The organism is Chryseobacterium sp. HR92, from assembly GCF_045689405.1.
Taxonomy (GTDB): Bacteria; Bacteroidota; Bacteroidia; order Flavobacteriales; family Weeksellaceae; genus Chryseobacterium; species Chryseobacterium viscerum_A.
On record NZ_CP139139.1, the window covers coordinates 2,187,667 to 2,213,857 of the forward strand.

Genomic DNA, 26,191 nt, shown 5'->3' on the forward strand with positions numbered 1-26,191 from the left:
AGGTGTGTGGGTTATGCCTGGTTCTTTACAATCAGTACAAAATCATCTTCCAGAAGTTTATAGCCATAATCATAAATAAACTTGTATTCAGAACCGTTTTTATAGACTTTCAGGTTGGTGAAATAATCAAAATCAAAACCTAAGCCATCCAGCCTGGATCTGGCTACTTTTGTTTTACCGTCAGTATTGATTTCCATCAGGATGCGGTAATTTTTACGGAGTTTGTTGTTTACATTCCGCATCAGGTTGTTAGAATCCTTATTTTGCTTATTGTTATAGGCGTTACGGCAGGCATCGTTGCAAAACTTTTTATCAGACCTCCCGATTATTTTTTCGCCACATTCCAGACAATTCATCTTCTTATTTTTTTATTTTGTGGGGGTGTGCATGTCTTTTTCTTAACAGTTTCATGAATCTGCTGTGGGTAGGATAGCTTCTGTTAGGAGTAATATTATTAAAAAATAAAGCTACAAGCAGCAGAATGATACATCCCGAAAGAACGGGGGAGATCACATACCAATATCCCAATTCCGGAATTTTGCCGGTAGAACTTACCGCAATCAGGGCTGTAGCACCACCCGGTGGATGCAGGGTTTTGGTGTACTGCATCAATACAATAGAAAAGGCTACCGCTAAAGGTGCCGAAAGCCAGATAATATCCGGAACAAACTGATAAACCGTAACCCCTACCAATGCAGACAGGACATGTCCGCCTATAAGATTTCTGGGTTGTGCCAGCGGACTCTGTATTGCTCCATAAATAAGAACACTTGAAGCCCCAAAAGAGCCAATCAGGAATATATTCTCAGTTTCCATTAATGAATGTGACTGGATAAATGCAATGATTCCAATTCCGAAAAATGCACCCAAAAATGACCAGAAATGCTCTTTGTAATCAACAAGCGTTTCTTTATAAATCACATATTTGGAAACTCTGAATGTTCTTTTTATGGTCTTCTTCATTTAGTCTTCTTTATTTTTTTATAATTTGAATTAAATTTTCTACAAATGGCCGGGTATGTACTCCGTCTTTATCATAATCAGGATCTAAAATAGTAATCTCTATCCCAAAACACAGAGGACTTTCAAATAAAGGTTCCAGTATTTCTCTGAGATCATCATAGCTTATTCCGTCTTCCATTCTGCTGTCTACGGCCGGCATTATTTTATCTTTCAGAATATCCACATCAAAATGGATAAAAAAGCCGTCCAAATTTTTATCATTCACCATTTTCAGAAACTCTTCAGCAGTTTTTCTAAAGCCATTCTCTCTGAGATGGTAAAGATCATAATAATGTATTTTTGAGTTGATGATTTGACTAACATATTCTTCATCATCTGTTTCTGCATTGCCACAGCAGAAAATATTTTCTTCAGATAAATAAGGTTTTAAACCATCAATATTGGTTAGTTTCTCATGTCCGATTCCGGTAATGATGGCGAGATCCATTCCGGCTGCACCTCCAGTTTCTGAAAGCTCTGGCGGGATAAAATCTGTGTGCCCGTCAAGATAAAAGAGTCCGAAGTTTCCCAGTTTTTTCAAAGCGACCGCATTTCCAATCAGGATGCTGCAGTCACCGCCCAGGACAATATTGAATGTATTCTTTTCGTAATTTTTGAGAATGCAATCAGATTGCTTTTTGGCATATTCGATAATTGGCTCTGCATTTCTGACGTTTGATTCTTCATCAAAATCCATGGAATATTCCGGAGCATTAAGTCTGAAAACATTTTTAGAAGCAATTCTATGATGAAAATCAAATTTCCTGAGCCAGTCCGGAAGTTTCCGAACTCCGGGTTCTGTCTCATGTTCCTTTTTTGTAAGTCCCAAATTGAGAGGAAACTCAAAAATATTGATATTCCTTTTCATAGATGAATTTTGACAAAGATACGGAATTATCCGTTTGTAAATGGATAGCTTTGTGACAGGCTGATCATTCATTTGAAATTTTGGAAAGGATAGAAATTATTTCATAAATGAGTTTTTAAGAACATTTGATATACTATTTTAGTTAACGCAATTTCTTTTGAAAAAGCTGTATTCGCCAATGTTTTTAAAATGATAAGTCACTTGTAAAGTTATATTTTTTGTCCATAACTGACTTGTTTTCATTTAGGTGTTTTGAGTTTTTATTTCACACTATTGTGTTTTTTTATAAATTTGATAATAAGGATTTCTTATTGTTATTTAAAAATCAATCAAAAACTATTACTATGAAAAAACAACCTGTTAAGCCGGAATTTACTTTGAAAATGTTTGAGGTACTAAGCCGGATGTGGCTTGTAGGCTGTGTAAAAACAGCTGCAGAACTTAATATTGCAGATCAGCTGGCATATGGTCCCAAAACAATCTCTGCATTGGCGGCAGAAACCCACTCCAATGAAAAAGAACTGTACCGGATTATGAGAGCCCTGAGCAGTGAAGGGATTTTTGAGGAACTGGAGAATAAAACTTTTGCACTGAATGATTTCGGAGCAGCTTTGCAAACAAGTGTTCCCGGAACAGTAAAAGATTTCATTATAGCCAATGTGGGAGAACATTTTCCCGGTTTTGCAGATCTTATCTATGCCGTCCAGAAAGGTAAAGTTCCTTTTGAACATGTTCATGGGATGAATATCTGGGAATATTACAAGGAGCATCCGGAACTGGGGGCAAATTTCGGAAGAGGAATGACTGGCTTGTCCGGAATGGTTCTGAATGGTATTGTAGAAAACTTTGATTTTGCTCCCTATAAAACCATTGTAGATATAGGTGGAGGTAATGGTGCCATGATGTATGCAATGCTGAATGCTTCACCAGAAAGTTCTGGGATTATCTTTGATGAAGCCCATGTTACTGAAAAAACACTTCAGCTCATTCCTGAAAATTTAAAAGACCGTTGTACCGTTGCTACAGGAAGTTTTTTTGAAAAAGTTCCCTCAGGCGCAGACCTGTATACAATGAAATGGATCATCCATGATTGGAATGATGATGAATGTATACAGATTCTAAAAGTCTGCTACAATGCAATGCCCAAAGGAGCCAAATTATTGATTGTAGATGCCGTTATTCCTGACAACAGCAGAAATGAACCCCATATTTCAAAGTTGTTTGATATCGTAATGATGGCATGTCTTACCGGGAGAGAAAGAACATTGAACGAATTTAAAAACCTTCTGGACAAATCGGGATTGAAATTCAATAGAGTAGTTCAAATTGGGACAGAGGTTAAAAGTATTGTAGAATGTGAAAAACCATAAATTTCAATTCTAAGCTTAGATGATTAAATGAAGGTACTCAACAAAACTGTTGAGTACCTTTTCATTTATTCCGTTTTTATAAAAAGAAAGCCAGAATGGAAATTTCTCCATTCTCATAATCTATATTTTTTTCTTATATAGTTGTAATGAGAAAAATTATATTTTACTGATATTACCTAAGACTATATTTTTTTTAATGTATATGTGTTTTAGGTATTTAAATGTTTGTTTTATAGATATTTAACATAAAAAAATAATTCACAATATATTTGATTTATTATATATTTTTGAAACTTAATAACTAATCATTAAAAAAAATAATTATGAAAAAAACATTATTATTAGGCGCAGTATTTATTACTAGTATAGTTAGTGCATTCCCTTTTAGAACCTCTTGTGGTACTGTTGTAAACGTAACTCAAACGGAAGGATATACAATGGAGCAAATAACAAACTTTTTACAATTTGTTAATTATAATGAATGTGGTACTAAGCCCAAGGGAATAACTCTTTATATTCATTAATTAACTCTAATTCAAAACTTCAAGCAAAACATAAATAATGCTTTGCTTGTATTATTTAAACTATGAAAATTTACTACAGTCTATTTTTCTTTTTCTTTATAATCATTATTAAATCTCAAGGAGGGTTTAATGTTGTATATGAAGCTGATTACAAATTAGTTTATAAAAATCAAACCAAAAATGCTATTACTCAGGATGCTGCGTTTGCTCTTTTGATAAACGAGAAAGAATCTTACTATAAAAACATGAATCAATATGTTGGAGACTCACTGCGTTTAGAAAAAAAGCTTCATGAGAACAGTCCGATTGACGAACAAATGAAATATACTTCCGACTTTCCGGAAAATATAGGTACAACAACAGGAAAGATTTATGTGACTTTTAAAACATCTAATGAATACTTTAAATATGAAGAAACAAATAATATCAATTGGCAACTTGTAAAAGAATTTAAAACAATTGGAAAGTATAAATGCCAAAAAGCTATAACAAAAAAATATGGTAGAATCTGGATTGCATATTTTACAAAAGAAATACCCTTTCCTTTTGGGCCATACAAGTTTAGTAAATTACCAGGGTTGATTTTAGAAGTGTTTGATGACAAAGATGATTATCATTTTACGATGTATAATTTCAGAAAAAGGAAATATTATTGTAGTTCTGCTAATTTACATCCTAATGCTAAGCCAGTGAAGAAAGAAAAAATATTTGACTATCAACGAAAAGAATTAACTGATCCCACTCTTTATAATAAATTCATTGAAGATCCTGAAGAGCGTCGTTCTCTTCTTAAAAAAGCAGGAAATAGAGCAAAAAATTATAATCCAATCGAATTAAGCATATAAAAAAACATCTCTAAAAGATGTTTTTTTTATTAAGAGAATTTATTTTAATCTTTCAAATTTTGTTTTGATGCTTTCTATTTTTTTAGTCTTTCGATTTCCTCTTTCAATAGGCCAATATATTCCTGCATCGTTTTAATGATTTCTAAGCTTAATTCATTTGTGATATATCCCATATTATGGGCTGAAAAACCACTATTTCCAACATTTGAACCAGGGCTGTCATTAAAAACAGGGTTTTCAATAATAATCTTAGCTTCCTCTTCTTCGTAGATTTCTTCTACAGGAACCTCTAAAAATTTGGCAAGTTTGGACCATTCTGTCTGTGTTATAGCTACAGCACCACTTTCTTTTCTGCTATAGTTGGAAACGTCAGTGGGGATTACATCAGCCATTTGCTGCTGAGTGTAACCTTTTCTCTTTCTTACTGTGCGTAGTTTTTCTTTTTGCATATCAGACATTTTTACAAATTTGCAAAAAAAAATTAAATTAAATAGAAAAAAATCCTTGTTAATGCATCTGTTTTTCAATGTTTTTTTTAATAGAAAAATATTTTAGCACATGGTTTTTTATTATTGAATTTTTACTTTAAAAAATGTGATTATTATTTTTTAAGCTTAGTAAATATTGTTTTAAACAGAATTCTATTTATTTTATTATCCGTTTTCAAACGACTACAAACGGATTTAAATAGTTTATAACCGACTGTGATATCGGAACATCGCAATCTTTGCAACAGAGATTTGAGAAAAACAGTGAACGTCTCTTATCTGAATTATTAATCTTTAAAATCTAAAAGTTATGTCACTAAGAAACAAAGTAACATTAATTGGTTACACAGGAAAAGAAGTTGAAATGGTAAACTTCGATAATGGAAATGTAAAAGCAAGCGTATCCTTAGCAACAAGTGATCATTACACAAATGCCAAAGGAGAAAAAGTAGAAGAAACACAATGGCACAATCTTATCGCTTTTGGGAAAACAGCTGAAATTTTCGAGAAATATGTTTCCAAAGGAAAAGAAATTGCCATAGAAGGGAAGCTTACCTACAGATCATATGATGATAAAGACGGGGTGAAGCGTTATATCACAGAAATTCGTGTAGATGAGATCCTGTTATTAGGAGGGAAATAATTCTAAAAACACAAATGATGAAAGTAAAAGTTTTTAAAATTAGACTTCCGGAAGAATTTCTCTACAAAGATCAGAGAATGCTGGATGATTTCCTGGAAGCCAATGAGATTATGAAAGTGGAAACAGCTTTCGTAAGTGAAGAACGGTATTGGTCTGTAATATTGTATTTTGAAAATTTAAAACTGACAAAAAATACAGTTAAAGAACCAAAGGCAGTTAAATATTCTGCAGAGAATGATTTCCTGAATACAGATGAAGAAAAGATACTGGATGCGCTGAAGTTTTGGCGGTCAGAAAAAGCCAGGGAACAAAATCTTCCTACTTATTTCATCGCTAGTAACAAAGAACTGATGTCTGTAGCCAAGTATAAACCTGCCAGGAAAGAAGAATTGCTGGAAATCAAAGGATTTGGAAAGCATAAGATTGAAAATTATGGTGAAGAGATCCTTGAGATTCTAGAAAGCGTCTGATTTTTCAGAATAATTGATAACACAACAGCAAAAAAGCTGGGGAAGATTGTTTCTTCAGCTTTTTATGCTGTGTAAAGTCCATGCAATTCCGTACTTTTGCATTTATCAAAATGACATACAACAAATGAAGCCAAGTTTAGCAAAAGGGACGAGAGATTTTACGGCACAGGAAGTTTCCAGAAGAAAATATATCATCAATATTTTACAGAATAATTTTGAATTATTCGGGTTTCAACCATTGGAAACTCCAAGTTTTGAAAATCTTTCTACATTGACAGGGAAATACGGGGAAGAAGGAGACCGTTTGATCTTTAAAATTTTAAATTCAAGCATTAATGAAGCAAGAGAAGAGAAAAAAGTTCAAATGCTTCATGATTTTCAAAGAGCGCTGGATAAACCATTTAGTTCAGAATATATAACGGATAAAGCTCTTCGTTATGACCTTACCGTACCTTTTGCAAGATTCGTGGCTATGAATCATGGAAAGCTGACGTTTCCATATAAACGTTCTCAAATTCAGCCTGTTTGGAGAGCAGACAAGCCTCAGAAAGGAAGATATAGAGAATTTTATCAGTGCGATGCAGATGTAGTAGGAAGTGAAAGCTTATTACAGGAAGTAGAGCTTGTTCAGCTGTATTTAAAATCATTTTCTGATCTGAAAGTTCCTGTTACGATTCATATGAACAACAGAAAGATCCTTTCGGGATTGGCAGAATATGCAGGAATTACAGATAAACTGATTGATTTCACTGTAGCATTGGATAAGCTGGATAAGATCGGTAAAGAAGGCGTTGTAAAAGAATTACTGGAAAGAGAAATTTCTCAGGAATCTATTGACAAGTTGGATTTTCTTTTCAGCCAGTCAGACGATGCACTGGAAAATCTTCTTCAACTGAAAGAGAAATTTGCAGGTAACGAAATCGGTCTGAAAGGAGTAGAAGAACTTGAATATGTTCTTACACAGTCTCTGAGCCTTGGTGTTGATATGCAAAATCTTGTATTCAATATTACACTGGCAAGAGGACTGGATTATTATACAGGTGCTATCTTTGAAGTGAAGGCAGATGAGGTTGCTATGGGATCCATTGGTGGTGGTGGAAGATATGATAATCTTACAGAAGTTTTTGGAGTTAAAAATATTCCGGGAATAGGGATTTCATTCGGATTAGACAGAATTTATCTGGTAATGGAAGAATTGAACCTTTTCCCTGAAGAAGCATCATCCAAGATCGAATATTTGTTTGCTAATTCTGGGGGTGAAGGAACAGTAGAAGCTTTGAAATTGATTATGCAGCTACGAGCAAAGGGAATTTCAGCAGAATTATATCCTGAAAATGCAAAAATCAATAAGCAGTTTACTTACGCAGAAAAGAAAGGGATAAAAAATATGGTTTTCCTGGGTGAAGAAGAAATTAAAAATAACACCGTTACTTATAAAGATCTTGAAGCTGGTGAAAAGAAAACCGTTTCTCTTGAAGAATTCTTAGGATAATAGTTTTGAAAAAATTGCCCAATAGAATATCATTTTATTGGGGATATATAAATAGAAAAATCAACCACAAAAACTTTTTGTGGTTGATTTTTTTTGATTCGTGTTAAGATTTAAATATTTTTGATCTTTAAAATCGGTTCAGAATTTGTAATTTGGATCAATGTATACAAACAGAGTGAAAATTATACTCTGAATTCATTAAAAAACTTTTAAACATAAAAACCAGATGAACACTATTTGCGCATTGTGCGGAACACCGCTAACGGCAACAGATATGTCTGTAGGTAAAAATAAACTTGCCGACGGTGGTTATTTGTGTGCAGGATGCTTTACCAAAGCCATTACTATCAACAGAGATCTTATTCATAATCTTGATCAGTTTTATTTTGCAGAAATTACAGGAATGATTCTGAAAAGTAAAATTGATGCAAGCCAGAGCAGTGGAGGATCCCAATATATAGCCAACAACCATTATAAATATGATGCACCAACAAGACTGGATGAAATAAAAGATCAGATTGTTGCGCTGAATGCAAGACTGAGCGTTCTTGCCAATGAAGAGGTGAATGAATTGGCTAATGTTCTGGACAAGGACGAAAAATTGCTGGCTATTGCAGAAGGAATTGATCTTCAAAGCAACAGAGAAGGAATTATATTTTCAACCCAGAAAAGGGTGACTTTCATTGATAAAAAATTTTTGGGCGGGGTTGTAAAGAATGAATTTCCCCTTCAGGACATTTCTTCTATTGATCATATTGAAAACCTTTTGTATTCAATTCTGAAAATCAATACCAATAGAGGTGATGCACAGTTTAAACTTCATAATAAAAATGATGGGCGGGCATTCTCCAATGTTAAAAATAAAAGTACAGACTATTCTGAAAATGTGAGAAGGGATTCTAGTCCATTGCAGGCATTTTCCCAAACAATCCCGGATCTGGTTCAGGAAAACGTTTATTCTACCAATAAAGAAGATTCCGGAGCTATTTTTGAGCAGCTGGAAAAACTGGGTAAACTCAGAGAAATTGGTGTGCTGACAGAAGATGAATTTGCTGAACAAAAGAAAAAACTGCTTGATAAATTATAAAAAGAAGAAATGAGTAATAACTGTGCATTGTGTAAAACAGAATTAACCTCTATGGATACGCTTCTGGGAGCTAATAAGCTTTCAGATGGCAATGTCTTATGCAATAAATGTCTGAATCAAACGAGCAATATCAATGAAGAATTGCTGTACAATCTCAATAAATTCAGTATTGATGATATTAATGAAATGCTGAAAACAGAGACAAAGGAACCAGTTCTGCCAGTAGCAGTGGTAGAGCAAAATTTTCCTGTAACGATAGATTCTGATTCAACCCAAATTTCAAAAGAAGTTTATAAACGGAGACAGCGCAAAATAAAATTTGAACTGGAAAAGCTAAATGCTAATCTTTCCATGTTTACCAAAGGAGAGATCAAAGAACTTCCTTACCTGATTTCAGAAGATGAACAAATAATTGCCATTACAGATGCTCAGTTTGTCAATACATTGGATGCCGGAGTATTGGTGGCAACTCCCAAAAGGATGCTTTCTGTATCCAAAGGAATGTTTGGTGCAGCAAAAATTAATGATTATCGTAATGAGACCATACAATCGGTAAGTTTTGTAACAGACCCGAGATCTCCGGTTATTAAACTGCATTTGGACGAAAGAGTAGTTGAATTTGAATGCTATATGGATAAAGAAGATGCAGAGAAGTTTTATGACACTATAAAGGTCATTTATAATACTCCAAAGGAACAATCTCCGAAAGAAATTAATATAGCAAGTAAAAGTGCTTCAGTGTCACCAGAAGAAGTTTTTAATCAGCTTGAGAAATTAGGAAAACTGAGAGAAAACGGAATCTTAACTGATGCAGAATTTGCAGAACAAAAAAAGAAACTGCTGGAGCAATTAAAAAAAAACTTTTAACATCGAATAATGAAGGATAAAGTATCAGCAGAAATAGTAGAAAATTGGCTTAAAGGATGGTGTCTGTCAAGAGAAGTACCTTTTCCTGTTCAGTATAAATCCGGATTCAATGTGATAGTAGGAGATGAAACACAAAAAGAACGTTTTGTATTTCCTCAACTTAATAATGATTTTTTTGAGCTTGCAGATTCAATTGAAGAGCCCTGGATTTATCTCAAAGTATCTACTTCTCCTGATGAATTTATGGGGAAAATCCCTGAAAGATGGAAATTGCAGTCACAAGGATATATGATGACCTGTTTTCACCCGATGAATTTCCCTGAAATCAGTCTTGCAGAAGGGTATCAGTTAGTATTTTCTGAATATAACACGACTTTTGTAGTCAGCATTGTAGCAGAGAATGGCGAGCAGGCTTCTATAGGCCGTGTCTCGCTTATCAATGGTGTGGCTGTATATGACCGGATTATTACCGAAAAAAATCATCAAAGGAAAGGGCTTGCTTCTTTTTTATTGAGAGAACTTGAAAAGATAGCTTTAGCAAAAGGATTTTCAAATAATCTTTTAGTAGCAACAGAAGAAGGAAAACTATTGTATGAAACGCTAGGCTGGCAGATGTATTGTTTGCACAGTTCTATTGTAATTCCATCTGAAACTTAATATTTTAGCCAAATTAAATTATTCTTTTCCCAAGAAATAGTAATTTAGGCTCATAAACTGTTACTATGAGTGAAAAATCAAGACTTGACGAAATAAGAGAAGAGCTTAAAAGACTGGATATCAGTCCTACCATATTTGCCAGAAAAGAAATTCATGAGCTGCCGGATATTCTTTCAACAGATGAAAAGATTGTCTATCTCGTTGAAGGCAGAAATAAAATAAACAATCATCATATTGTTCTAGTAGCTACAGACAGAAGATTGATCTTTGTAGATAAGGAATTCATGTACGGATTGAAAGTAGAAGATTTTTCTTACAGCAAAATAAGTTCAATACAATATGAAACAGCAGTATTGCTGGCTTCCATAGATATTCAGGTTACTGATGATATCGTAGAGATAGATGGAGTAGGAAAGTACCATGCTGAGCTGTTTTGTGAAAAGGTAAGAGATTTTATGTCCCGTCCTGAAGTTTCTTTTCAGAATATACCAGAACCAAGTGTTTTGGATCAGCTCGAACAATTGGGAAGATTAAAAGAGATCGGAGTTTTAAGTGAAGAAGAATTTCTTGAGCAGAAGAAAAAGCTCATGGATCAATTATGATCTATATGCAGAGAGGCTTTAATGAAAAGCAGAATTAACACTATTTTAAAACTAAAACAATGGAAAATTACTTAGAAATAAATAAAAAATCATGGAATGCAAAGGTTGAACCGCACCTGAAGTCGGATTTTTATTTTGTAGATGAATTTTTAAAAGGAAGAACTTCGCTCAATACAATAGAACTGGAGCTTCTGGGAGATGTAAAAGGAAAAAGTATTCTACATCTGCAATGTCACTTCGGACAGGATTCTATTTCACTGTCAAGGATGGGTGCAAAAGTTACCGGGATAGATCTTTCTGATAAAGCAATTGATGCTGCCAGAGATCTTGCGGAAAAATGTGGTACGAATACACAGTTTATCTGTTCAGATGTCTACGATCTGCCTAATATTTTGGATCAGAAATTTGATGTCGTTTATACAAGTTATGGTACAATAGGCTGGCTTCCCGATCTTGAAAAATGGGCTGGTGTTATCAGTCATTTCCTAAAACCCGGCGGACAGTTTATTATGGCAGAGTTTCACCCGGTTGTCTGGATGTTTGATGATGATTTTACAAAAGTAGCTTACAACTATTTTAATGAAAAACCGATCGTAGAGACCTATGAAGGAACGTATGCAGATCAATCTGCACCTATCGTACAGGAATATGTCATGTGGAATCACTCTTTATCGGAAGTTCTTGATAATCTCATTAAAAAAGATTTAATTCTGGATACTTTCCGTGAGTTCGACTGGTCACCATATGCTTGTTTCAGACATGTAGATGAATTTGAAAAAGGAAAATGGAGAATTCCACAGTTTGGAAATAAGATGCCTCTTGTGTATGCATTAGCAGCACAGAAAAAGTAAAATTAATTGAAACAGATCAATATCTGAACGGTTTAAATTAAAATTAAAAAGTCATCGTAGTGCTATTACGATGACTTTTTCCTATATATGAATGTTAAAAAAAACTGCTCTTGTTAAATTAGCTCAGAGAATCCTCAGCCTTTGTTTTTGCTTCGTCCACTTTATTCTGAACCTGGGAAGCAACATCATTGGCTTTTGTTTTAAGGTCATTTCCCCATTTGTTAAGATTATCTTTCGCTGTATTGATTTTATCTTTTACTGCCTGTTGATCTTCAGGGCTTGAATTCTTATATTTCCAATAAGCCAATGCACCTAAACCTAATAATGCTAATAAACCTTTTGCTTTGTTTCCCATGATTTCTATTTTTTTATGTATTAATATTAAAATTTGTTATTACTAATAATGTAAAATACGTGCCAAAAAAATAAATCGAATTATAAAAAAATGTTAAATTTAAGAGAAGACTTCAAATTTTTCACCATCAAAACTAGCAAAAACCATAGTTGGATATGAATCCTGATGATAAAGGTTTCCATTTTTATCAATAGCAATGGCTCCTGCGAACCCATCGATGGTTTTAAGTTCATCAAATGTCTTACTAAAAGCCTCCTGAAGGCTCATCCCGTCTGTAACTCTCGTTACGATTTTTGTGGCAGTAGCATTGCTCACAATATCTTCCCCCACACCGGTACAGCTTACAGCACAGAAGGAATTGGCATAATTTCCGGCCACTGTGGCAGAATCTGAAATCCTTCCCGGAATCTCAAAACCTTTTCCACCTGTAGAGGTAGCAACAGCCAGCTTTCCTTCTTGATCAATCGCTACACAGCCTACCGTTCCTTTACCTCCGTTCGCCAGTTTGGCTTCATACTCACTTCTTCTTTGGGGAATCTCTGTAGAAAAATTCTTAAAACCATGCTCCGTAGCATAGATTTTTGCACCGTGGCCTCCCAAAACCCTGTCATCTTCAGCCATAAGATCTTTAGCAACAAAAACAGGGTTCTTTACATCCTGGATATTGATGACTCCGCTTAGCTTCTGAGTATCTCCGTTCATAATAGCAGCACTCATACGGATCACACCATCGCTCTGGATCTGAGAACCAATTCCCGCATTGTACAGCGGATCATCCTCTAATAGTGAAACGGCATAAGCAACAGTATCGAAAGCTGAATGGGTCTTCAGATAATCAAAGGCTTTTTGGGCAATCTCTTTTAAAGAATTCTGTTTTGCAGTTTTTACTTCATGGCTTTGGTCGCTTTCTGAGAAAAAACCTCCGTGGATAATGATTTTCATAATAGATATGGGTTTCGTATTCCGGAGTTCCGTGTTTATTACAGTCAATAATACGAATCCCGGGTATTAATAAAAAAGAAAAGATAAGAATTTTATTCAAATATCGAGTTAATACGGGTTCCGTAGTTTCGATTTTATTGTTTTTTTAATAACTGATCTTGATTATTTGTAAACCCCGCACTCTACATTGACACGAGTTTCGTATTCCGGGATTTGGAGTTTTATAGTATTTTCAAAATGAATCCTGGTTGTCCTGACCTCGCATCTCAAAATCCCGTACTACTTGTCTTGTGGGATAGGATTAAACTGAGAATTCTCAATCGTTAATGTCTTTGTTGTAAGATCATAATGATCATTCATAGACATGACATGTACCGTTAAATTATCAATAGAGATAGGTTCCCCAAGATTGATATTCGTAAGATTGGTATCTTTAATAAACCTGCCGTCTACCAGAATCACAAGGCCTGAACCTACAGCTGTCATCACATCATTATGGATGAAAAGTCCCGTATCTTCTCCAAGTCCTATTCCCAGTGTTCTAGGATTGTTGACTACCGCCTGGAAAAGGCGGCCAATTCTGCCACGCTGTACAAAGTGTGTATCAATAATGACATTATCAATCAAACCTAATCCCTGAGTGGTTTTGATTTCTCCTTTTAAAAGTGCTTCAGAACTGCTTCCCTGATAGATCATGTTTTCAGATGCTGCTGCAGCTCCCGCAGAAGTTCCGGAATAAATAAAATCCTGTTCCTGATATTTTAATAGAATGGTATCATGGAATCTTGTTCCTCCAAGAATAGAAGTCAGTCTCAGCTGGTCTCCTCCGGTGAACATCATGACATCGGCAGCGTTGGCTCTTGCCACCATTGCATCAGAGTTGGCTTCTTCACGGTTGTGGATGTCCAGAACATTTACATTTTTAGCACCCAGAAATTCAAAAGCCTTTTTATATTCAGAACCTACAATCTGGGGGATTTGTGAGGCGGTTGTTACAATTTCAATAACAGAATCCTCTTTGAGTTTTGACTCGTTGATGATCTTTCGTAAGATCCCACGTTCAAAAAAATTAAGATTCTTTTCGATATTCTGATCATAATCGGTTTCAGCAAAACTTCCTTTGTTTACAGCTCCTCCAATAACTATTAATTTTCCAACAGGTTTCGTCATGGTACAAAATTAAAAAATAATTAACATTCTTTGGCGAATTTCATGCCATCTTTAATTGATTTTTAATGTTTTAGGAATGTTAATTAAAATTAATTTTTTTTTAACAAATCTTTAAATCTGCTATGGTTTCGTTTTGGGTTTTGCATTATCTTTGGCTATGAAAGGAGTTATTGTTAACTGTTAAAATGCCAATAGACTATGAAAATCGAAAAGATTCAGGCACTAAGAGGTCCTAACATCTGGAGCATCAGAAGAAAGAAGCTGATACAGATGAGGTTAGACTTAGAAGAAATGGAGAATTATCCTACCAATAAAATCGAAGGATTCAGGGAAAGGATTGAAAAATTAATACCCTCGTTGATTACCCATCGATGCTCGGAAGGAGTGGAAGGTGGTTTTTTTCATAGAGTGGAAACAGGAACCTGGATGGGGCATGTCATTGAGCATATCGCTTTGGAAATACAGACACTGGCAGGAATGGATGTGGGGTTTGGAAGAACCCGGGAAACAAAAACACCGGGAGTGTATAATGTAGTTTTCAATTATATTGAAGAAAATGCGGGAATCTACGCTGCTGAAGAAGCAACGAAGATAGCAGAAGCCTTAATAGAAGGGAAGGATTATGATTTAAATGCCTGTATTCATAGATTAAAAGAAATCAGAGAGCGTGTCCGTCTTGGACCATCTACAGGAAGTATTGTAGAAGAAGCTGCTTCCAGAAGAATTCCTTGGATCAGGTTGGGAACAAATTCCCTTGTACAATTGGGATATGGAGTAAATCAGCAAAGATTTCAGGCTACCATTACCGGAAAAACAAGTTCTATTGCCGTTGATATTGCATGTAACAAAGAATTAACGAAAAGAATGCTTCATGATGCTGCTATTCCCGTGCCGATTGGTGATTTGGTGGTAGACGAAGAAGGATTAAATGCTGTGATCAGAAAAATTGGGTATCCGATTGTTTTAAAACCTTTGGATGGGAATCACGGAAAAGGTTCTTCAATTAATGTCAATGAATGGGAATCCGCTAAAATAGGTTTGGAACATGCCCAAAAATATTCCAGAAAAGTAATCGTTGAAAAATATATCACAGGTTACGATTTCCGTATACTGGTGATTAATAATAAGATGGTGGCAGCAGCAAGAAGAGTTCCTGCACATGTTGTAGGAGACGGGGAACTGAATCTTCAGCAGCTTATTGAGAAAGAAAACAAAGATCCTAGGAGAGGGTATGGCCATGAAAATGTCCTTACTGAGATTGAAGTAGATAAAGATACATTGGAACTTCTTGAAAAGCTTCAATATACTCTGGAAACCATTCCTCAAAGAGGAGAAGTGGTCTACCTGAAATCAACAGCGAATCTTTCAACCGGTGGAACATCCATTGATGTAACGGATATGGTACATCCGGAAAATATCACAATGGCAGAAAGAATCTCCAAAATTATCGGATTGGATGTCTGTGGTATTGATGTGATGGCAGAGAACTTAACTCAGCCTTTAAAAGAAAGCGGAGGAGCTATTATTGAAGTAAATGCTGCTCCGGGCTTCAGAATGCACCTGGCCCCAAGTGAAGGTCTGCCAAGAAATGTAGCTGCACCGGTAGTAGATATGCTTTATCCACAAGGGAAACCTTTTACGATTCCAATTATTGCCGTGACGGGTACGAATGGAAAAACAACGACTACAAGACTTATTTCTCATATTGTAAAAAGTAACGGTTATAGAGTGGGATTCACGACTTCGGACGGAATTTATATTCAAAATACGATGTTGTCAAAAGGAGATACTACCGGACCGCTTTCAGCAGAATTTATCCTAAAAGATCCAACGGTAGAGTTTGCAGTACTGGAAACTGCCAGAGGAGGAATTTTACGTTCAGGGCTCGGTTTTTCACAATGCGATATCGGAGTTCTTACCAATATTGAGGAAGATCATCTGGGAATGAATGACGTTCACAACTTGAGAGATCTTACCAAAGTAAAACGTGTAGTACTGGACAGCGTCAAAAAGAGTGGCTGGAGTGTACTGAATGCCGATAATGAATATTCTATGAAGATTGTGAATGATCTTGATTCTAATGTGGCCATTTTCAGTATGGATGAAAACAACCCGCATATTGTAAAATTTGCGAAAGAAGGAAAGATCACCTGTGTGTATGAAGAAGGATTCGTTACCATTAAAAAGGGAGACTGGAAAATCAGAATAGGAAAAGCCAAAGATTTCCCGATCACGATGGAAGGAAAAGCCAGGTTTATGATTGAAAATGTATTGGCAGCCAGTTTGGCAAGTTACCTTTATGGATTCGGAATTGAAGATATTTCCAATTCTTTGAGAACATTTATTCCAAGTGCTCAGCTTACACCGGGAAGATTAAATGTCTTTAAATTCAAAAACTTTAAAGTGCTGATTGACTTCGCTCATAATCCTTCAGGATATGAAGCTATTGAAGATTATCTTAAAAATGTTGAGTCAACAAAGAAAATTGGAATTATATCTGGTGTTGGAGACAGAAGAGACAATGATATCAGAGAATGCGGAAAGATTGCGGGAAGAATGTTTGATTATATTATCATCCGAAATGAAAAACATCTTCGTGGAAGAACGGAAGAGGAAATCAACGGATTGATCATTGATGGAATTAATAATGCAGGCAGAGATGTGAGTTACGAGATTATTCCTAAAGAGATCGAAGCCTTGAAACATGCTATGGGAATGGCGGAAGAAGGAACGTTTATCACGGCATTAAGTGATGTTATTTCCAATGCCATTGATCTGGTACAGGAATATCAGGCGAGAGAATTGTTGGAAGATGATAAAAACCTGTAGAAAGGAGTTTTAAAATAAAGAAAATGGCTGTACCGAAAAGTATAGCCATTTTTTATGGGTTTTCTAATGATTTCTAATGATTTTTTATAATCTCTCGCAGATTTTTCTGATTAAGCAGATTAATAATAAACATCTGCGGTATCTGCAAAATCAGTGTGAGCCAATATTTTTTGATATGAATCTATATCAGTAGAGCTATGTTTCAATAAGGTATTTTTGATGATTTAAATCTTCAGTAATAATCTAGCCTGTTGAAGTATTTCATCTTGATCTTTAGAAAATTCCAAAAAGTATTGAGTTTGCCAGTCCTGTGTTTTTTGAGCTTGTTTACTTTCTGTTTTATCCCAGGTTGGATAAACTCTTATTCCCCGTTTGCCTGTCTTTTTACCGTCAGATAAAATTCCTTTTTCTAATAAAATATGTTTAGGGAAAATAAATATTCCTGAAAGATTATCTTTAAAAGAAGCAACGAGATAAAAATCAACATTGTCAGTGATATCAAAAGGAGCCGTTTCTCCTTTTTTATTTCTTTTCCAGATGGTTACAAATTGTCCTGTTTTGGTGGGTGTTATTTTAGAAATCCGGAACTTGATGTTCCAACTATTGACCACACAGTTAAAACCTGAATATTCCCTGCATTCTAAGTCTTCTTCAATGTTTGAACAACTTAATCCAAGTGGTTTAAATAGCTGATCTTCAATGGTTTTTAAATTCAAGAGTTAATGTTTAAAGTTCAATGTTTAAGGGTTAAAGTGGGTTACCCAACCTATAATAGTTCGCTTGAATAACCACCTATTCAATAGGGGATAACCATATTCCCCTCCGCTGGAGGGGTGGCAAAAATTCAAAGAATTTTTGACGGGTGGTTTATGTTTTATTCAATTTTCCTCATTTATCCTTCTCCAAAAAAAGCATTTGAACTTCCGATCCAGATGGCATCTTTTTTATTGAAATCAACATTTACCATCGCGGCTTTAGTCATTCTTCCAAGATTTTCCAATAGAATAGGGCGTTCGTCATTTTCCCGCCAAATATACAACAAACGGATCTCTGCTTTTGAAAATTCTCCGTTGATATCTTCAAAAATTGGTTCATAGTACACTTTTCTCTGCAGAATATAGTTTTCTTTATCCGGAATGGTATCTGTAATTTCCTTCGTAGGATTTAAATTAACACCACTTCCTGCGAATGAAAATAAAGGTTTCAATACAAAGTTTTCAAGGTTTTCATTTTCCGGAAATTCATGTAAGAAATAGCTCTTCGGAACAAACTGGTGTTTTAATAATGGTAAAAGGAATTTTGAGATTTTAAAGAACCAGTTTGGATGGGTGATCCATTTGACATCCACCTCTTCACGGAAATCAAACTCAGTGGTAAGATCTGGAATGTTGTCCAGTTCATCAAATATAACACGGTTGTAAATTCTCTTGATTTCTACCAGATTTCCATTGTTTTCATAATACAGTTTTTTACCTTCTTTCTTAATTTTGGTAAGGCATACTGTTTTTATTCCTAATAACTTCTCTGTTAAAGCAAAATCAATAGCCGTTTTTTGTTTTTCAGGAAAGATTTCAAGCAGGATTACATTTTCAGGGTTTTCATCACCAACAATCAGTTCCTTCAAATAGTTTTTAAAGGTTTCATGAGGCATAGGATTTCTGATTTCCGAAAGAAAAGGGTAAACTTCACAAAAAGTTTCTTCATACACTTTCTGAAAAGCATATAAAGAGGGAAACGCCTGAAGTTCTATCAGCTGAGGTTCTATTGCTCCGTTTTCGCTTTTGCAGACTCCAAAATCTATCGTGAAAAAGTGAGGTTGATCTGTATCATTGGGAACTCTGCAGTTATCAGGAACGGCTTTCTGAAGAAGTTCTGCAGGCATTGCCTTAATCTGGCTGATAATACTTTCACTGGCATCAATAAGCTTGCTTTCAAACTCTTTAGTCAGGAAAATAGGGCTTTCTGAAACCCTGAAAGTGGTTGCTGTACCTCCTTTTTCTGCCAGTATATTTTTTAATTGATTGTATTTTTCATCCGAAAACTCCTGATTATACTGTTTTCTGTATTTTGGAATCATATTTTTTTTCTTTGTGATGTTAAAAAAATCGAACATTTCTGCCCGATTGTTATAGGTAACTGGAAGAGAGAAGCTGGGCGAGGGACGTTTTCAGGTCTGAAAATCTATAGTATTAATTCTAAAATAAAAAAGATTTTCAGTAGCCTTAACCGATAATAACTTCCGGCATCCTTCTTCCAGCTTCCAGCCTTTTAAACCAAAGATTCAGCTTCTTTCAAAATGTTTTTTTTTGCAAACTGAAGGAATCTCGGAAGGATCTGATGTCTGGTCAGAATGATTTTATCTTCATCGTCTATTCTGTCGATAGTTTCGAGATATTTCTCCATACCGAAATTTTCAATCATGGCTTCTCTGTTTTTTTCATCTTTCAGATTTTCGATCAGAGATTCAGGATTAGCTTCAGGGTGAAACTGTGTTCCGAATATCTCTTCTGAAAAACGAACCGCCATTACCGCTCTTTCAAGATTGATATGAGGACGGAACTTTTCAATCGCCATGATGGTCATTCCAAGTTCTTCAAAACGCTCATGATCCGGCTCGATAAACTGGTAAGCTCTGGAATCTACCGCATAAAAAGGATCCTGAAGATTTTTGAATAAAAACTCTTCTTTACCTTCGTCTGTTTTATGAACAGGCATTACTCCGAAAGAGTAAGATTTTCTTTTGCAGATATTACCCAGGTTCCAGTGAATACTTGCCAGCTGGAATGAGTGGCAGATAAGGAAAAGGTATTTTTTATCTTCATTATATTTATTATGCTCAAAAACAGAATCTAGAAAATGGGCAAATCTGTCTTCCCATGCAAAACCTTCACGATGTGGGTTTCCCGGACCGCCTGAAGAAATGAAAATATCAAAGTCTCCAATCTCCGGCATTTCATCTTTAAACCTCACATCAAATGTCTTGATGACAACATTTTCTTCAGAGTTCTGCTGAAATGCTTCAGAAATTTCTTTAATGTTCCTAAAACCTTGATTCACATGATTGTTGTTCATGTCCAGCAGAGCAATTCGAATATCTTTCATTACATCATATTTTTTGTAAAGTTACCAAAAAAATTATGAAGCAGGTTCACCATGTGTTATGCCATACTCCGTTTCAGAGATCATATAATCAACGACTTTCGTGAGATCACCTGTTTCTTTAAAGATCTGAAGCTGCCTGTCTGCGCCGGTTCCGTTTTCAAGAATTTTCCAGGCATATTCCACTTCATGGCGGCATCCCAAATCGTCTACCACATCATCAATAAACTCTAAAAGTTCTTTCAATAAATGAGGATAAGGAACAGATTCTTCCTTTCCAAAATCGATCAGATGGGCTTCGATGCCGCTTTTAGAGGCACGCCATTTATTTTCGTTCAAAAGGAGTCTTCTGTAGCTTCTGAAGCTCAGATTTTGCTGGTGAAGTTTATAGATTTTAGCAACGAGACTCTGCATGATTGCAGCTAGACACACCGTTTCATCAATTCTCAGCGGCATATCACAGATTCTGAATTCAATTGTAGGGTAGAATGGATGTACCCGTAAATCCCACCAGATTTTCTTGGCATTGTCGATGGTTCCTGTTTTCACAAGAAGATCTACATAACTGTCGAATTCTGCCAGAGAATTAAAATAGCTCGGAATACCGGTTCTCGGGAATTTTACGAAGATTTCCTGTCTGTAAGATTTAAATCCCGTGTATCTCCCGATCCAGAATGGCGAATTGGTAGAAAGAGCATACACGTGAGGAAGAAAGTAACGCATTACATTCTGAATTCTTACGCCTTCTTCACGATTAGGAATTCCAATGTGGACGTGCAGTCCGAAAATAAGGTTTTCCCGGGCTACGTCTCCCATGTCATCTACGATTTTAATGTATCTTTCTCCTTGAGTGATATTGTTATCAGACCAATGCGAAAAAGGGTGAGTACCTCCTCCGGAAACACGAAGTCCCTGCTCATGAGCAATATTGATGAGATGACGTCTTAAATTCGTTAACTCTGCTCTGGCTTCCTGAATATTCTGGCAGATCCCTGTTTCCATTTCAATCATGGATTCGTGCATTTCGTGCTTTAAATTTTCACTTAAAACTGCTTTGCCGCCTTCAATGATTTTTGAAACGTGAGAAACCAGATCTCTGCTTTCCACATCAATGATCTGATATTCTTCTTCAATTCCAATAGTAAACTGATGCATTTTTCTTGTGTTTTTTATTTCTTTTCAATGTTATTTTATGGAATCTTTCACAAAGGTTCCCCAAGCAATATTAGGTTTCTCTGGAACATATTCTTTTGCTTTTTCTACAGCCAGTTTTGCTGCGTGTTCTGTAATCCATGCAAAATTTTCTTCTCCTACAGAATTTCGGTCTGCATCCGGAGCCGGGTTGCAGAAATCAATAGCATAAGGAATACCGTCTCTTACAGCAAATTCTACTGTATTGAAATCATATCCCAACGCTTCATTCATTTTAATGGTATAATCATGAATGGTTTTTAGTAGTTTTTCAAGTTCTTCACCTTGTGTCTGATGAGTCGTAGCATATCTCAAATGAGGAGCATTTCTGGGCTCATAAGGCATGATGTGGACATATTTTCTGCCCAGGCAGTAAACTCTGTAATAATCATCAAAGATGATTTCTTCCTGTACCATCATTACCAGCTGTTCTGTTTCGCCTAATTTGTTCCAAAGGTCATCCGGATTTTCCACTCTGTATACGTTTTTCCAGCCACCACCATCGTGAGGCTTCATATATGCCGGAAACCCTACATAATTAAAGATATATTCCCAGTCGTGCGGAAACTTCAGGTTTCTGAATGAAGTTTCAGAAGTATTGTCCGGTCTTTCGTGTGACGGAAGCAGAACTGTCTTAGGAAGCGGAATTCCAAGTTTAGACATCAGGGCATTGTTGAAAAATTTCTCATCAGCACTCCACCAAAACGGATTGTTGATTACATAAGTGCCATTAAGTGCTGCATTTTTCAGGTAAGCTCTGTAAAAGGGAACATCCTGTGAAATTCTGTCGATGATTACCGCATAACCATAATCTGCACCCTGTTCTAATTTGTCGATGGTAACGGGTTCAGCTATGATGTCTCCACCTCCCAGTTCATTCACTTTATCTATAAATGCCCAGGGAAAGGTGTCTTCCATACCGAAAAGAATTCCTACTTTTTTTGTCATAATTTTTGTTTTTAAGATGGGTGTATATTTTTTCTATTTGTCTTTTTATTGTTTTTAAGAGAAAAATGCTCCTATGAAGGTTGGGAAAACCATTCTCCATAGCGGCCAGTCATGGCCTATCCATTTTCTTTCGTCGTACCAAAAGTCTATCCCTTTCAGTCTTAAAATTTCGGCCATTTCAACATTTTTATCTTTGCAGATATCCTGATCAGAAGTACTGAGTACAATATGCATGTGTTTGTATTTCCAGGCATCATCATTTCTTACAAATTCTCTGGGACAGTTGAAATATACCATTTCGTCAGAATAACCATCCATGAAATTTCTTATGCTGAATGCTCCGGAAAGGCAAAACAGGTGGGAAACCACATCAGGAAATCTGAAAGCAAAATTAGCAGCGTGATATCCTCCAAAACTTGCTCCGGCTACTGCTACGCGATGAGTTTTATGAAGTTTCTGAATATAGGGAACAAATTCCTTGATCAGAAACTGTACATATCTTTCATAGTTTCTTATTCTTTGCTGAGGAGATATTTTGTCATCATAAAAGCTCCAGCTGTCAATGGTCTGAACATTATAAAGCTTTACTTTTCCCTGTTCTATAAACCAGTTGATACTTCCGTTAAGATGAAAATCATGATTTTGGGTGTATTGTCCCTGGGAAGTAGGAAACATGATAATAGGGTGGCCGTAATGTCCGGTCACTTCTACCTGAAGACTTGTTCCCAATATATTTGAATAATACTCTGTATGTTCTATGTGAGGCATTTTTCCTTGTTTAATTTTAATATTGCACTTATATTTGATAAATTCAATTCCTCCAAGCTGATCTTTTTCTAAAATATCCAGTACGATTGTTCCTGATTTCGGATGTTCGAGGATTATATTTTCTTTAAAGATCCATTTTGATCCAGGTTTGTTGGCGTGAGTTGAGTCAACGAACTGATAATATGCTTTGCTTTGCCATTTTCCCGGACTTATGTTTTCTAAATTACATTTTAGTTTGGAATCTTCTGGCAGATTATATATTATGAATTCAATAATATTTTGAATATCAATGTCACGTTTTATTTTTTAGGAACTCAACTTATTGCTTTTGGGAGGCAGGATATTCAGCATATCTGCATGAATCATATCTGCCGCAGAATCCAGTCTGTCCTGTACAACGGAGGCATCTCCGGATTTATAAACAATTCCGACATGGTAATCTATCGGAAGGAATTTTACAACTTCTTCACATTCAAAATTACTGTAATCGGGTTCTTTATCTTTAATCAGAGCAACAATCAGCCCCGAATAATATCCTGTGGGTGGTGAAACACTGTAATCATTTCCCCTTAGAAGTGCATCTTCAATTTTAGCCCATTCTCTCCAGATATTAATACCGCTTGAAGCCTCTACCAGGTCCGGAATATGAGCACCACCAACCCTTGATGAGGTTTCAAGGAAATACCATTTTCCATCTTCTTTTCCCCGGATAAATTCTGTATGGGTTGCGCCATTGATCAATCCGAAATTGGAAAGAACCTTGCCATTTATGTCTTCCAGTGCTTTAAACTCCTCAGAATATCTTCCTAAAGTCTTGGATCTGAAAACGCCGCCTTCATGGGAAACCTGCATAGGAGGAGCAAGGTATTTTGAGGCAGAAGTGAATACAATTTTTTTATTAAAAGTAAGGCTGTCTACATGATAAACGTCTCCGGGTTTAAAACTTTCCAGTAAAAAAAGATGACGTTCTTCTCCAAGTGTTTCTAGCGCCTCATAAAGTTGTTCCTTGGAAGTTATTTTCTTGATTCCCGATGCTGAAGCTTCAGAGCGGGGTTTCAGTACCCATGGTGCAGGAATACGGTCTGTAAATTCATTGACTTCATTATCATTGAATACAGCTGTAAACTCAGGAACATTGATCTCTGAATCTTTTGCTTTTTGGCGCATAGCCAGTTTATCTCTGAAATATCGGTGCGTAGTCTGTCCCATTCCCGGAATACGGAATGTTTCCCTGATTAATGCAGCTTTTTCTACATCATAATCATCCAATGCCACTACAGCATCTACTTTTCTGGTTTTCATCAGGTGAGAAAATCCCTGAATCAGATGCTCCAGATTCCATACGGACGGCTTGAGTTCCGGCATATAAAATACCTCATCAATGGCATGCCAGGGCCAGTTTTTTTCTTTAAGATTTTCTGAGGTTACCAAGATGATTTTATTGCCGAGATTCTTCATTTCGTCCATAAAATCGTAGCCTTTGTAATAGCACGAAATACACACAATAGTTTTCTTCTCCATATAATGTTTTTTAATGTTTAGTGAATTTTCAAAAATAAAAGCATTTATTTATTATTTTATTAATATTAAAAAATGTAATATCGTGCGTTTTTGAAAATTCACTAATCAATTATACAGAGTTTTTTTGTAAAAAACTAATTTTTAGTGATAATTTTCAATTAAATTCACGAGGAGCTGAACCCCAAAACCGGTTGCTGCTTTTTCCTTAGCATAACCTACACTTCCGAAGGCTACTCCGGCAATATCCAAATGAGCCCATTTAGGGTGGTTTTCAATGAATTGCTCTAGAAATTTTGCGGCAATAATACAGTCTCCCACAGGCTTTAGGGAGATGTTTTTCATATCGGCTACATCAGACTGAATATCGTCTTTCCAGACATCCCATAAAGGAAGATTCCATACTCTCTGGTTGGTTTGATCTCCGGTTTTTATCAGATTATTTTTCAAGTCTTCATTATTGGAGAACATTGCGGCACAAGTATCTCCAAACATGCGTACAGAGCTGCCTGTTAAAGTAGCCAGATCAATAAGAAAATCTGTTTTGTAGTTTTTAGAAAGGTAGGATAATCCGTCTGCAAGGATTAAACGGCCTTCGGCATCAGTATCAAGCACTTCAATGGTTTTTCCGTTGTACGCTGTGATCACATCACTCGGAAGCAGGGCTTTTTCAGAAACAGCATTATCCGTAATAGGAAGAACAGCAATAATGTTCACAGGAAGTTGCATTTCTGCAGCATAAATTAAAGTGCCCAAAACAGCTGTAGTGCCTCCCATATCAGACTTCATATAATGCAGATTGGCAGAGCTTTTTATTGATATTCCTCCGGTATCAAACAACACACATTTTCCAACCAGTCCGAAAGTCTTGGCATTTTTAACCGTAGTTTTATATTCTAAAATAGTGAATGCTGCATCATAAGCACTTCCTTGATTGACAGAAAGATAAGCGCCCAATCCAAGCTCTTCACATTTCTTCCTGTTGAATACAGTATATTTTAATTCATATTTTTTTGCCAGATTTTTAAGGTAAGCGCTTAAAATATCCGGTTTTTTAAGATTAGCTGGTTTGTTGAGCCAGTCCTGACATGCGGTCTGTCCGTTAATCAGAGCTTCTGTTTTCTGACTGATATGGTCTAATTTTTTCTGGCTTACATTTTCAAAATGCAGTTCAAATTTTGCGTTCCAGAAAGTATGTTTTTTTTCAAAAGGATAATTGTAGGTTCCGGCTAAAAGTCCTTTTACAAATTCCTCAAATTGTTTTTCATTCATGAAATCTGCAAGAGCTAACGTAGGTACTGCCTGCAGTTTTTCTTTCTGTGTTTGTGAGAATTTAGCTGCAACCTGCTGGATTTCAAAATTTTGTAATGTGGATTTTCCTAATCCAATGAAATAGGTAATTCCTTCTTCATGAGCATTGATGAAAACTTCATACTTCTTACCCGTAAAAAAAGTAGCAATGTTTTTATTGAAATTTTTACTGGATTTTGTCCATTCTTCCTCTGTAAATAGGTGGAAGACCTGAGTGTAATTTTTGTTTTTTTTATTAATTAGTTTCATAAATAGATATTATATTTTTCTAAGATCATACACAATCACCTTCCC

Annotated in this window: 27 protein-coding genes; 12 read left to right on the forward strand and 15 right to left on the reverse strand. The window is 35.7% G+C overall.

What is annotated here, in order from left to right; genetic code table 11:
• Window positions 1-11 precede the first annotated feature (11 nt).
• Genes SFA27_RS09795 through SFA27_RS09805 form a run of 3 tightly spaced genes read right to left on the reverse strand, consistent with a single transcriptional unit; the run spans window position 12 to window position 1,870 of the window.
• The gene (locus tag SFA27_RS09795) at window positions 12-356 is read right to left on the reverse strand and encodes a hypothetical protein (RefSeq protein ID WP_047374313.1); all 345 of its coding nucleotides are present in this window, start codon (window positions 354-356) and stop codon (window positions 12-14) included.
• Window positions 357-360: 4 nt separating this feature from the next.
• A complete protein-coding gene (locus tag SFA27_RS09800) occupies window positions 361-963 on the reverse strand; it encodes an HPP family protein (protein WP_264517761.1) in 603 nt (200 codons plus the stop codon).
• A gap of 10 nt (window positions 964-973) precedes the next feature.
• The gene (locus SFA27_RS09805; protein ID WP_407297932.1) at window positions 974-1,870 is read right to left on the reverse strand and encodes an arginase family protein; all 897 of its coding nucleotides are present in this window, start codon (window positions 1,868-1,870) and stop codon (window positions 974-976) included.
• A gap of 344 nt (window positions 1,871-2,214) precedes the next feature.
• Between SFA27_RS09805 and SFA27_RS09810 the strand changes: the two genes are divergently transcribed.
• From SFA27_RS09810 to SFA27_RS09820, 3 genes are all read left to right on the forward strand, one after another.
• Window positions 2,215-3,240 carry a methyltransferase gene (locus tag SFA27_RS09810; RefSeq protein WP_407297933.1) on the forward strand — a complete coding sequence of 342 codons (1,026 nt, stop codon included), beginning with the start codon at window positions 2,215-2,217 and terminating at the stop codon, window positions 3,238-3,240.
• Window positions 3,241-3,563: 323 nt separating this feature from the next.
• Entirely contained in the window at window positions 3,564-3,764 is a 201-nt protein-coding gene (locus SFA27_RS09815) for a hypothetical protein (protein WP_407297934.1), read from the forward strand.
• 62 nt (window positions 3,765-3,826) lie between these two features.
• Window positions 3,827-4,609 carry a GLPGLI family protein gene (locus SFA27_RS09820; RefSeq protein ID WP_407297935.1) on the forward strand — a complete coding sequence of 261 codons (783 nt, stop codon included), beginning with the start codon at window positions 3,827-3,829 and terminating at the stop codon, window positions 4,607-4,609.
• A gap of 74 nt (window positions 4,610-4,683) precedes the next feature.
• Here SFA27_RS09820 and SFA27_RS09825 read toward each other — a convergent pair whose 3' ends face one another.
• A complete protein-coding gene (locus SFA27_RS09825) occupies window positions 4,684-5,058 on the reverse strand; it encodes a helix-turn-helix domain-containing protein (protein ID WP_407297936.1) in 375 nt (124 codons plus the stop codon).
• A 349-nt stretch (window positions 5,059-5,407) separates the two neighbouring features.
• On the opposite strand from SFA27_RS09825, the gene SFA27_RS09830 reads away from it, so the two are divergent.
• The 8 genes from SFA27_RS09830 (at window position 5,408) to SFA27_RS09865 (ending at window position 11,766) form a co-directional block, all read left to right on the forward strand.
• The gene (locus SFA27_RS09830; RefSeq protein WP_047374319.1) at window positions 5,408-5,740 is read left to right on the forward strand and encodes a single-stranded DNA-binding protein; all 333 of its coding nucleotides are present in this window, start codon (window positions 5,408-5,410) and stop codon (window positions 5,738-5,740) included.
• A gap of 14 nt (window positions 5,741-5,754) precedes the next feature.
• A complete protein-coding gene (locus SFA27_RS09835; protein WP_264517764.1) occupies window positions 5,755-6,210 on the forward strand; it encodes an HRDC domain-containing protein in 456 nt (151 codons plus the stop codon).
• Between the two features lie 124 nt (window positions 6,211-6,334).
• The gene (gene hisS / locus SFA27_RS09840; RefSeq protein WP_407297937.1) at window positions 6,335-7,702 is read left to right on the forward strand and encodes a histidine--tRNA ligase; all 1,368 of its coding nucleotides are present in this window, start codon (window positions 6,335-6,337) and stop codon (window positions 7,700-7,702) included.
• Between the two features lie 226 nt (window positions 7,703-7,928).
• Window positions 7,929-8,789 carry a PH domain-containing protein gene (locus SFA27_RS09845; RefSeq protein ID WP_407297938.1) on the forward strand — a complete coding sequence of 287 codons (861 nt, stop codon included), beginning with the start codon at window positions 7,929-7,931 and terminating at the stop codon, window positions 8,787-8,789.
• Window positions 8,790-8,798: 9 nt separating this feature from the next.
• Window positions 8,799-9,656: a PH domain-containing protein gene (locus SFA27_RS09850; protein WP_407297939.1), complete on the forward strand. Its 858-nt coding sequence runs from the start codon at window positions 8,799-8,801 to the stop codon at window positions 9,654-9,656.
• Between the two features lie 9 nt (window positions 9,657-9,665).
• Entirely contained in the window at window positions 9,666-10,313 is a 648-nt protein-coding gene (locus SFA27_RS09855) for a GNAT family N-acetyltransferase (RefSeq protein WP_407297940.1), read from the forward strand.
• A gap of 65 nt (window positions 10,314-10,378) precedes the next feature.
• Window positions 10,379-10,915 (forward strand): PH domain-containing protein, encoded by a 537-nt coding sequence (locus SFA27_RS09860; RefSeq protein ID WP_407297941.1) that lies wholly within the window; start codon window positions 10,379-10,381, stop codon window positions 10,913-10,915.
• Between the two features lie 59 nt (window positions 10,916-10,974).
• Window positions 10,975-11,766 (forward strand): class I SAM-dependent methyltransferase, encoded by a 792-nt coding sequence (locus SFA27_RS09865; RefSeq protein WP_407297942.1) that lies wholly within the window; start codon window positions 10,975-10,977, stop codon window positions 11,764-11,766.
• 118 nt (window positions 11,767-11,884) lie between these two features.
• Here SFA27_RS09865 and SFA27_RS09870 read toward each other — a convergent pair whose 3' ends face one another.
• The 3 genes from SFA27_RS09870 to SFA27_RS09880 all read right to left on the reverse strand — a co-directional run bounded on the left by SFA27_RS09870 (window position 11,885) and on the right by SFA27_RS09880 (window position 14,233).
• Window positions 11,885-12,121, reverse strand: coding sequence for a YtxH domain-containing protein (locus SFA27_RS09870; protein WP_047374332.1), 237 nt, complete (start codon window positions 12,119-12,121; stop codon window positions 11,885-11,887).
• Window positions 12,122-12,220: 99 nt separating this feature from the next.
• Entirely contained in the window at window positions 12,221-13,063 is an 843-nt protein-coding gene (locus SFA27_RS09875) for an isoaspartyl peptidase/L-asparaginase (protein WP_407297943.1), read from the reverse strand.
• 279 nt (window positions 13,064-13,342) lie between these two features.
• The gene (locus SFA27_RS09880; protein ID WP_047374335.1) at window positions 13,343-14,233 is read right to left on the reverse strand and encodes a cyanophycinase; all 891 of its coding nucleotides are present in this window, start codon (window positions 14,231-14,233) and stop codon (window positions 13,343-13,345) included.
• Window positions 14,234-14,431: 198 nt separating this feature from the next.
• Here SFA27_RS09880 and cphA point away from each other — a divergent pair, with 198 nt between their 5' ends.
• The gene (cphA, locus tag SFA27_RS09885; protein ID WP_047374336.1) at window positions 14,432-17,062 is read left to right on the forward strand and encodes a cyanophycin synthetase; all 2,631 of its coding nucleotides are present in this window, start codon (window positions 14,432-14,434) and stop codon (window positions 17,060-17,062) included.
• Window positions 17,063-17,286: 224 nt separating this feature from the next.
• Here the strand turns inward: cphA and SFA27_RS09890 are convergent, their stop codons facing one another.
• The 8 genes from SFA27_RS09890 to SFA27_RS09925 form a co-directional block, all read right to left on the reverse strand.
• Complete coding sequence (locus tag SFA27_RS09890; RefSeq protein WP_407297944.1) at window positions 17,287-17,778, reverse strand: MepB family protein; 492 nt, start codon at window positions 17,776-17,778, stop codon at window positions 17,287-17,289.
• Between the two features lie 176 nt (window positions 17,779-17,954).
• Window positions 17,955-19,139, reverse strand: coding sequence for a hypothetical protein (locus tag SFA27_RS09895; protein WP_047374339.1), 1,185 nt, complete (start codon window positions 19,137-19,139; stop codon window positions 17,955-17,957).
• Between the two features lie 191 nt (window positions 19,140-19,330).
• Window positions 19,331-20,164 carry a type 1 glutamine amidotransferase gene (locus SFA27_RS09900; RefSeq protein ID WP_264517774.1) on the reverse strand — a complete coding sequence of 278 codons (834 nt, stop codon included), beginning with the start codon at window positions 20,162-20,164 and terminating at the stop codon, window positions 19,331-19,333.
• Window positions 20,165-20,197: 33 nt separating this feature from the next.
• Window positions 20,198-21,316 (reverse strand): carboxylate-amine ligase, encoded by a 1,119-nt coding sequence (locus SFA27_RS09905; RefSeq protein WP_047374342.1) that lies wholly within the window; start codon window positions 21,314-21,316, stop codon window positions 20,198-20,200.
• A 30-nt stretch (window positions 21,317-21,346) separates the two neighbouring features.
• Window positions 21,347-22,300, reverse strand: coding sequence for a RimK family alpha-L-glutamate ligase (locus SFA27_RS09910; RefSeq protein ID WP_407297945.1), 954 nt, complete (start codon window positions 22,298-22,300; stop codon window positions 21,347-21,349).
• 54 nt (window positions 22,301-22,354) lie between these two features.
• On the reverse strand, window positions 22,355-23,068 hold the full coding sequence (locus SFA27_RS09915; protein WP_264517776.1) for an alpha/beta hydrolase-fold protein: 714 nt from the start codon (window positions 23,066-23,068) through the stop codon (window positions 22,355-22,357).
• Window positions 23,069-23,374: 306 nt separating this feature from the next.
• Window positions 23,375-24,589, reverse strand: coding sequence for an acetyl-CoA carboxylase biotin carboxylase subunit family protein (locus tag SFA27_RS09920; RefSeq protein ID WP_407297946.1), 1,215 nt, complete (start codon window positions 24,587-24,589; stop codon window positions 23,375-23,377).
• Window positions 24,590-24,730: 141 nt separating this feature from the next.
• Window positions 24,731-26,146, reverse strand: a complete 1,416-nt coding sequence (locus SFA27_RS09925; protein WP_407297947.1) for a M17 family metallopeptidase — start codon at window positions 26,144-26,146, stop codon at window positions 24,731-24,733.
• Window positions 26,147-26,191: the final 45 nt, after the last annotated feature.

Bases quoted from the DNA above. Each gene is read 5' to 3' on its own strand.
- SFA27_RS09875 (WP_407297943.1), bottom strand. From the start codon at position 13,063: ATGAAAATCATTATCCACGGAGGTTTTTTCTCAGAAAGCGACCAAAGC.
- SFA27_RS09815 (WP_407297934.1), top strand. From the start codon at position 3,564: ATGAAAAAAACATTATTATTAGGCGCAGTATTTATTACTAGTATAGTT.
- SFA27_RS09910 (WP_407297945.1), bottom strand. From the start codon at position 22,300: ATGACAAAAAAAGTAGGAATTCTTTTCGGTATGGAAGACACCTTTCCC.
- SFA27_RS09845 (WP_407297938.1), top strand. From the start codon at position 7,929: ATGAACACTATTTGCGCATTGTGCGGAACACCGCTAACGGCAACAGAT.
- SFA27_RS09925 (WP_407297947.1), bottom strand. From the start codon at position 26,146: ATGAAACTAATTAATAAAAAAAACAAAAATTACACTCAGGTCTTCCAC.
- SFA27_RS09835 (WP_264517764.1), top strand. From the start codon at position 5,755: ATGATGAAAGTAAAAGTTTTTAAAATTAGACTTCCGGAAGAATTTCTC.
- SFA27_RS09920 (WP_407297946.1), bottom strand. From the start codon at position 24,589: ATGGAGAAGAAAACTATTGTGTGTATTTCGTGCTATTACAAAGGCTAC.
- SFA27_RS09850 (WP_407297939.1), top strand. From the start codon at position 8,799: ATGAGTAATAACTGTGCATTGTGTAAAACAGAATTAACCTCTATGGAT.
- SFA27_RS09795 (WP_047374313.1), bottom strand. From the start codon at position 356: ATGAATTGTCTGGAATGTGGCGAAAAAATAATCGGGAGGTCTGATAAA.
- cphA (WP_047374336.1), top strand. From the start codon at position 14,432: ATGAAAATCGAAAAGATTCAGGCACTAAGAGGTCCTAACATCTGGAGC.
- hisS (WP_407297937.1), top strand. From the start codon at position 6,335: ATGAAGCCAAGTTTAGCAAAAGGGACGAGAGATTTTACGGCACAGGAA.
- SFA27_RS09900 (WP_264517774.1), bottom strand. From the start codon at position 20,164: ATGAAAGATATTCGAATTGCTCTGCTGGACATGAACAACAATCATGTG.
- SFA27_RS09905 (WP_047374342.1), bottom strand. From the start codon at position 21,316: ATGCATCAGTTTACTATTGGAATTGAAGAAGAATATCAGATCATTGAT.
- SFA27_RS09895 (WP_047374339.1), bottom strand. From the start codon at position 19,139: ATGATTCCAAAATACAGAAAACAGTATAATCAGGAGTTTTCGGATGAA.
- SFA27_RS09860 (WP_407297941.1), top strand. From the start codon at position 10,379: ATGAGTGAAAAATCAAGACTTGACGAAATAAGAGAAGAGCTTAAAAGA.
- SFA27_RS09855 (WP_407297940.1), top strand. From the start codon at position 9,666: ATGAAGGATAAAGTATCAGCAGAAATAGTAGAAAATTGGCTTAAAGGA.
- SFA27_RS09865 (WP_407297942.1), top strand. From the start codon at position 10,975: ATGGAAAATTACTTAGAAATAAATAAAAAATCATGGAATGCAAAGGTT.
- SFA27_RS09800 (WP_264517761.1), bottom strand. From the start codon at position 963: ATGAAGAAGACCATAAAAAGAACATTCAGAGTTTCCAAATATGTGATT.
- SFA27_RS09810 (WP_407297933.1), top strand. From the start codon at position 2,215: ATGAAAAAACAACCTGTTAAGCCGGAATTTACTTTGAAAATGTTTGAG.
- SFA27_RS09825 (WP_407297936.1), bottom strand. From the start codon at position 5,058: ATGCAAAAAGAAAAACTACGCACAGTAAGAAAGAGAAAAGGTTACACT.
- SFA27_RS09830 (WP_047374319.1), top strand. From the start codon at position 5,408: ATGTCACTAAGAAACAAAGTAACATTAATTGGTTACACAGGAAAAGAA.
- SFA27_RS09805 (WP_407297932.1), bottom strand. From the start codon at position 1,870: ATGAAAAGGAATATCAATATTTTTGAGTTTCCTCTCAATTTGGGACTT.
- SFA27_RS09915 (WP_264517776.1), bottom strand. From the start codon at position 23,068: ATGCCTCACATAGAACATACAGAGTATTATTCAAATATATTGGGAACA.
- SFA27_RS09870 (WP_047374332.1), bottom strand. From the start codon at position 12,121: ATGGGAAACAAAGCAAAAGGTTTATTAGCATTATTAGGTTTAGGTGCA.
- SFA27_RS09820 (WP_407297935.1), top strand. From the start codon at position 3,827: ATGAAAATTTACTACAGTCTATTTTTCTTTTTCTTTATAATCATTATT.
- SFA27_RS09880 (WP_047374335.1), bottom strand. From the start codon at position 14,233: ATGACGAAACCTGTTGGAAAATTAATAGTTATTGGAGGAGCTGTAAAC.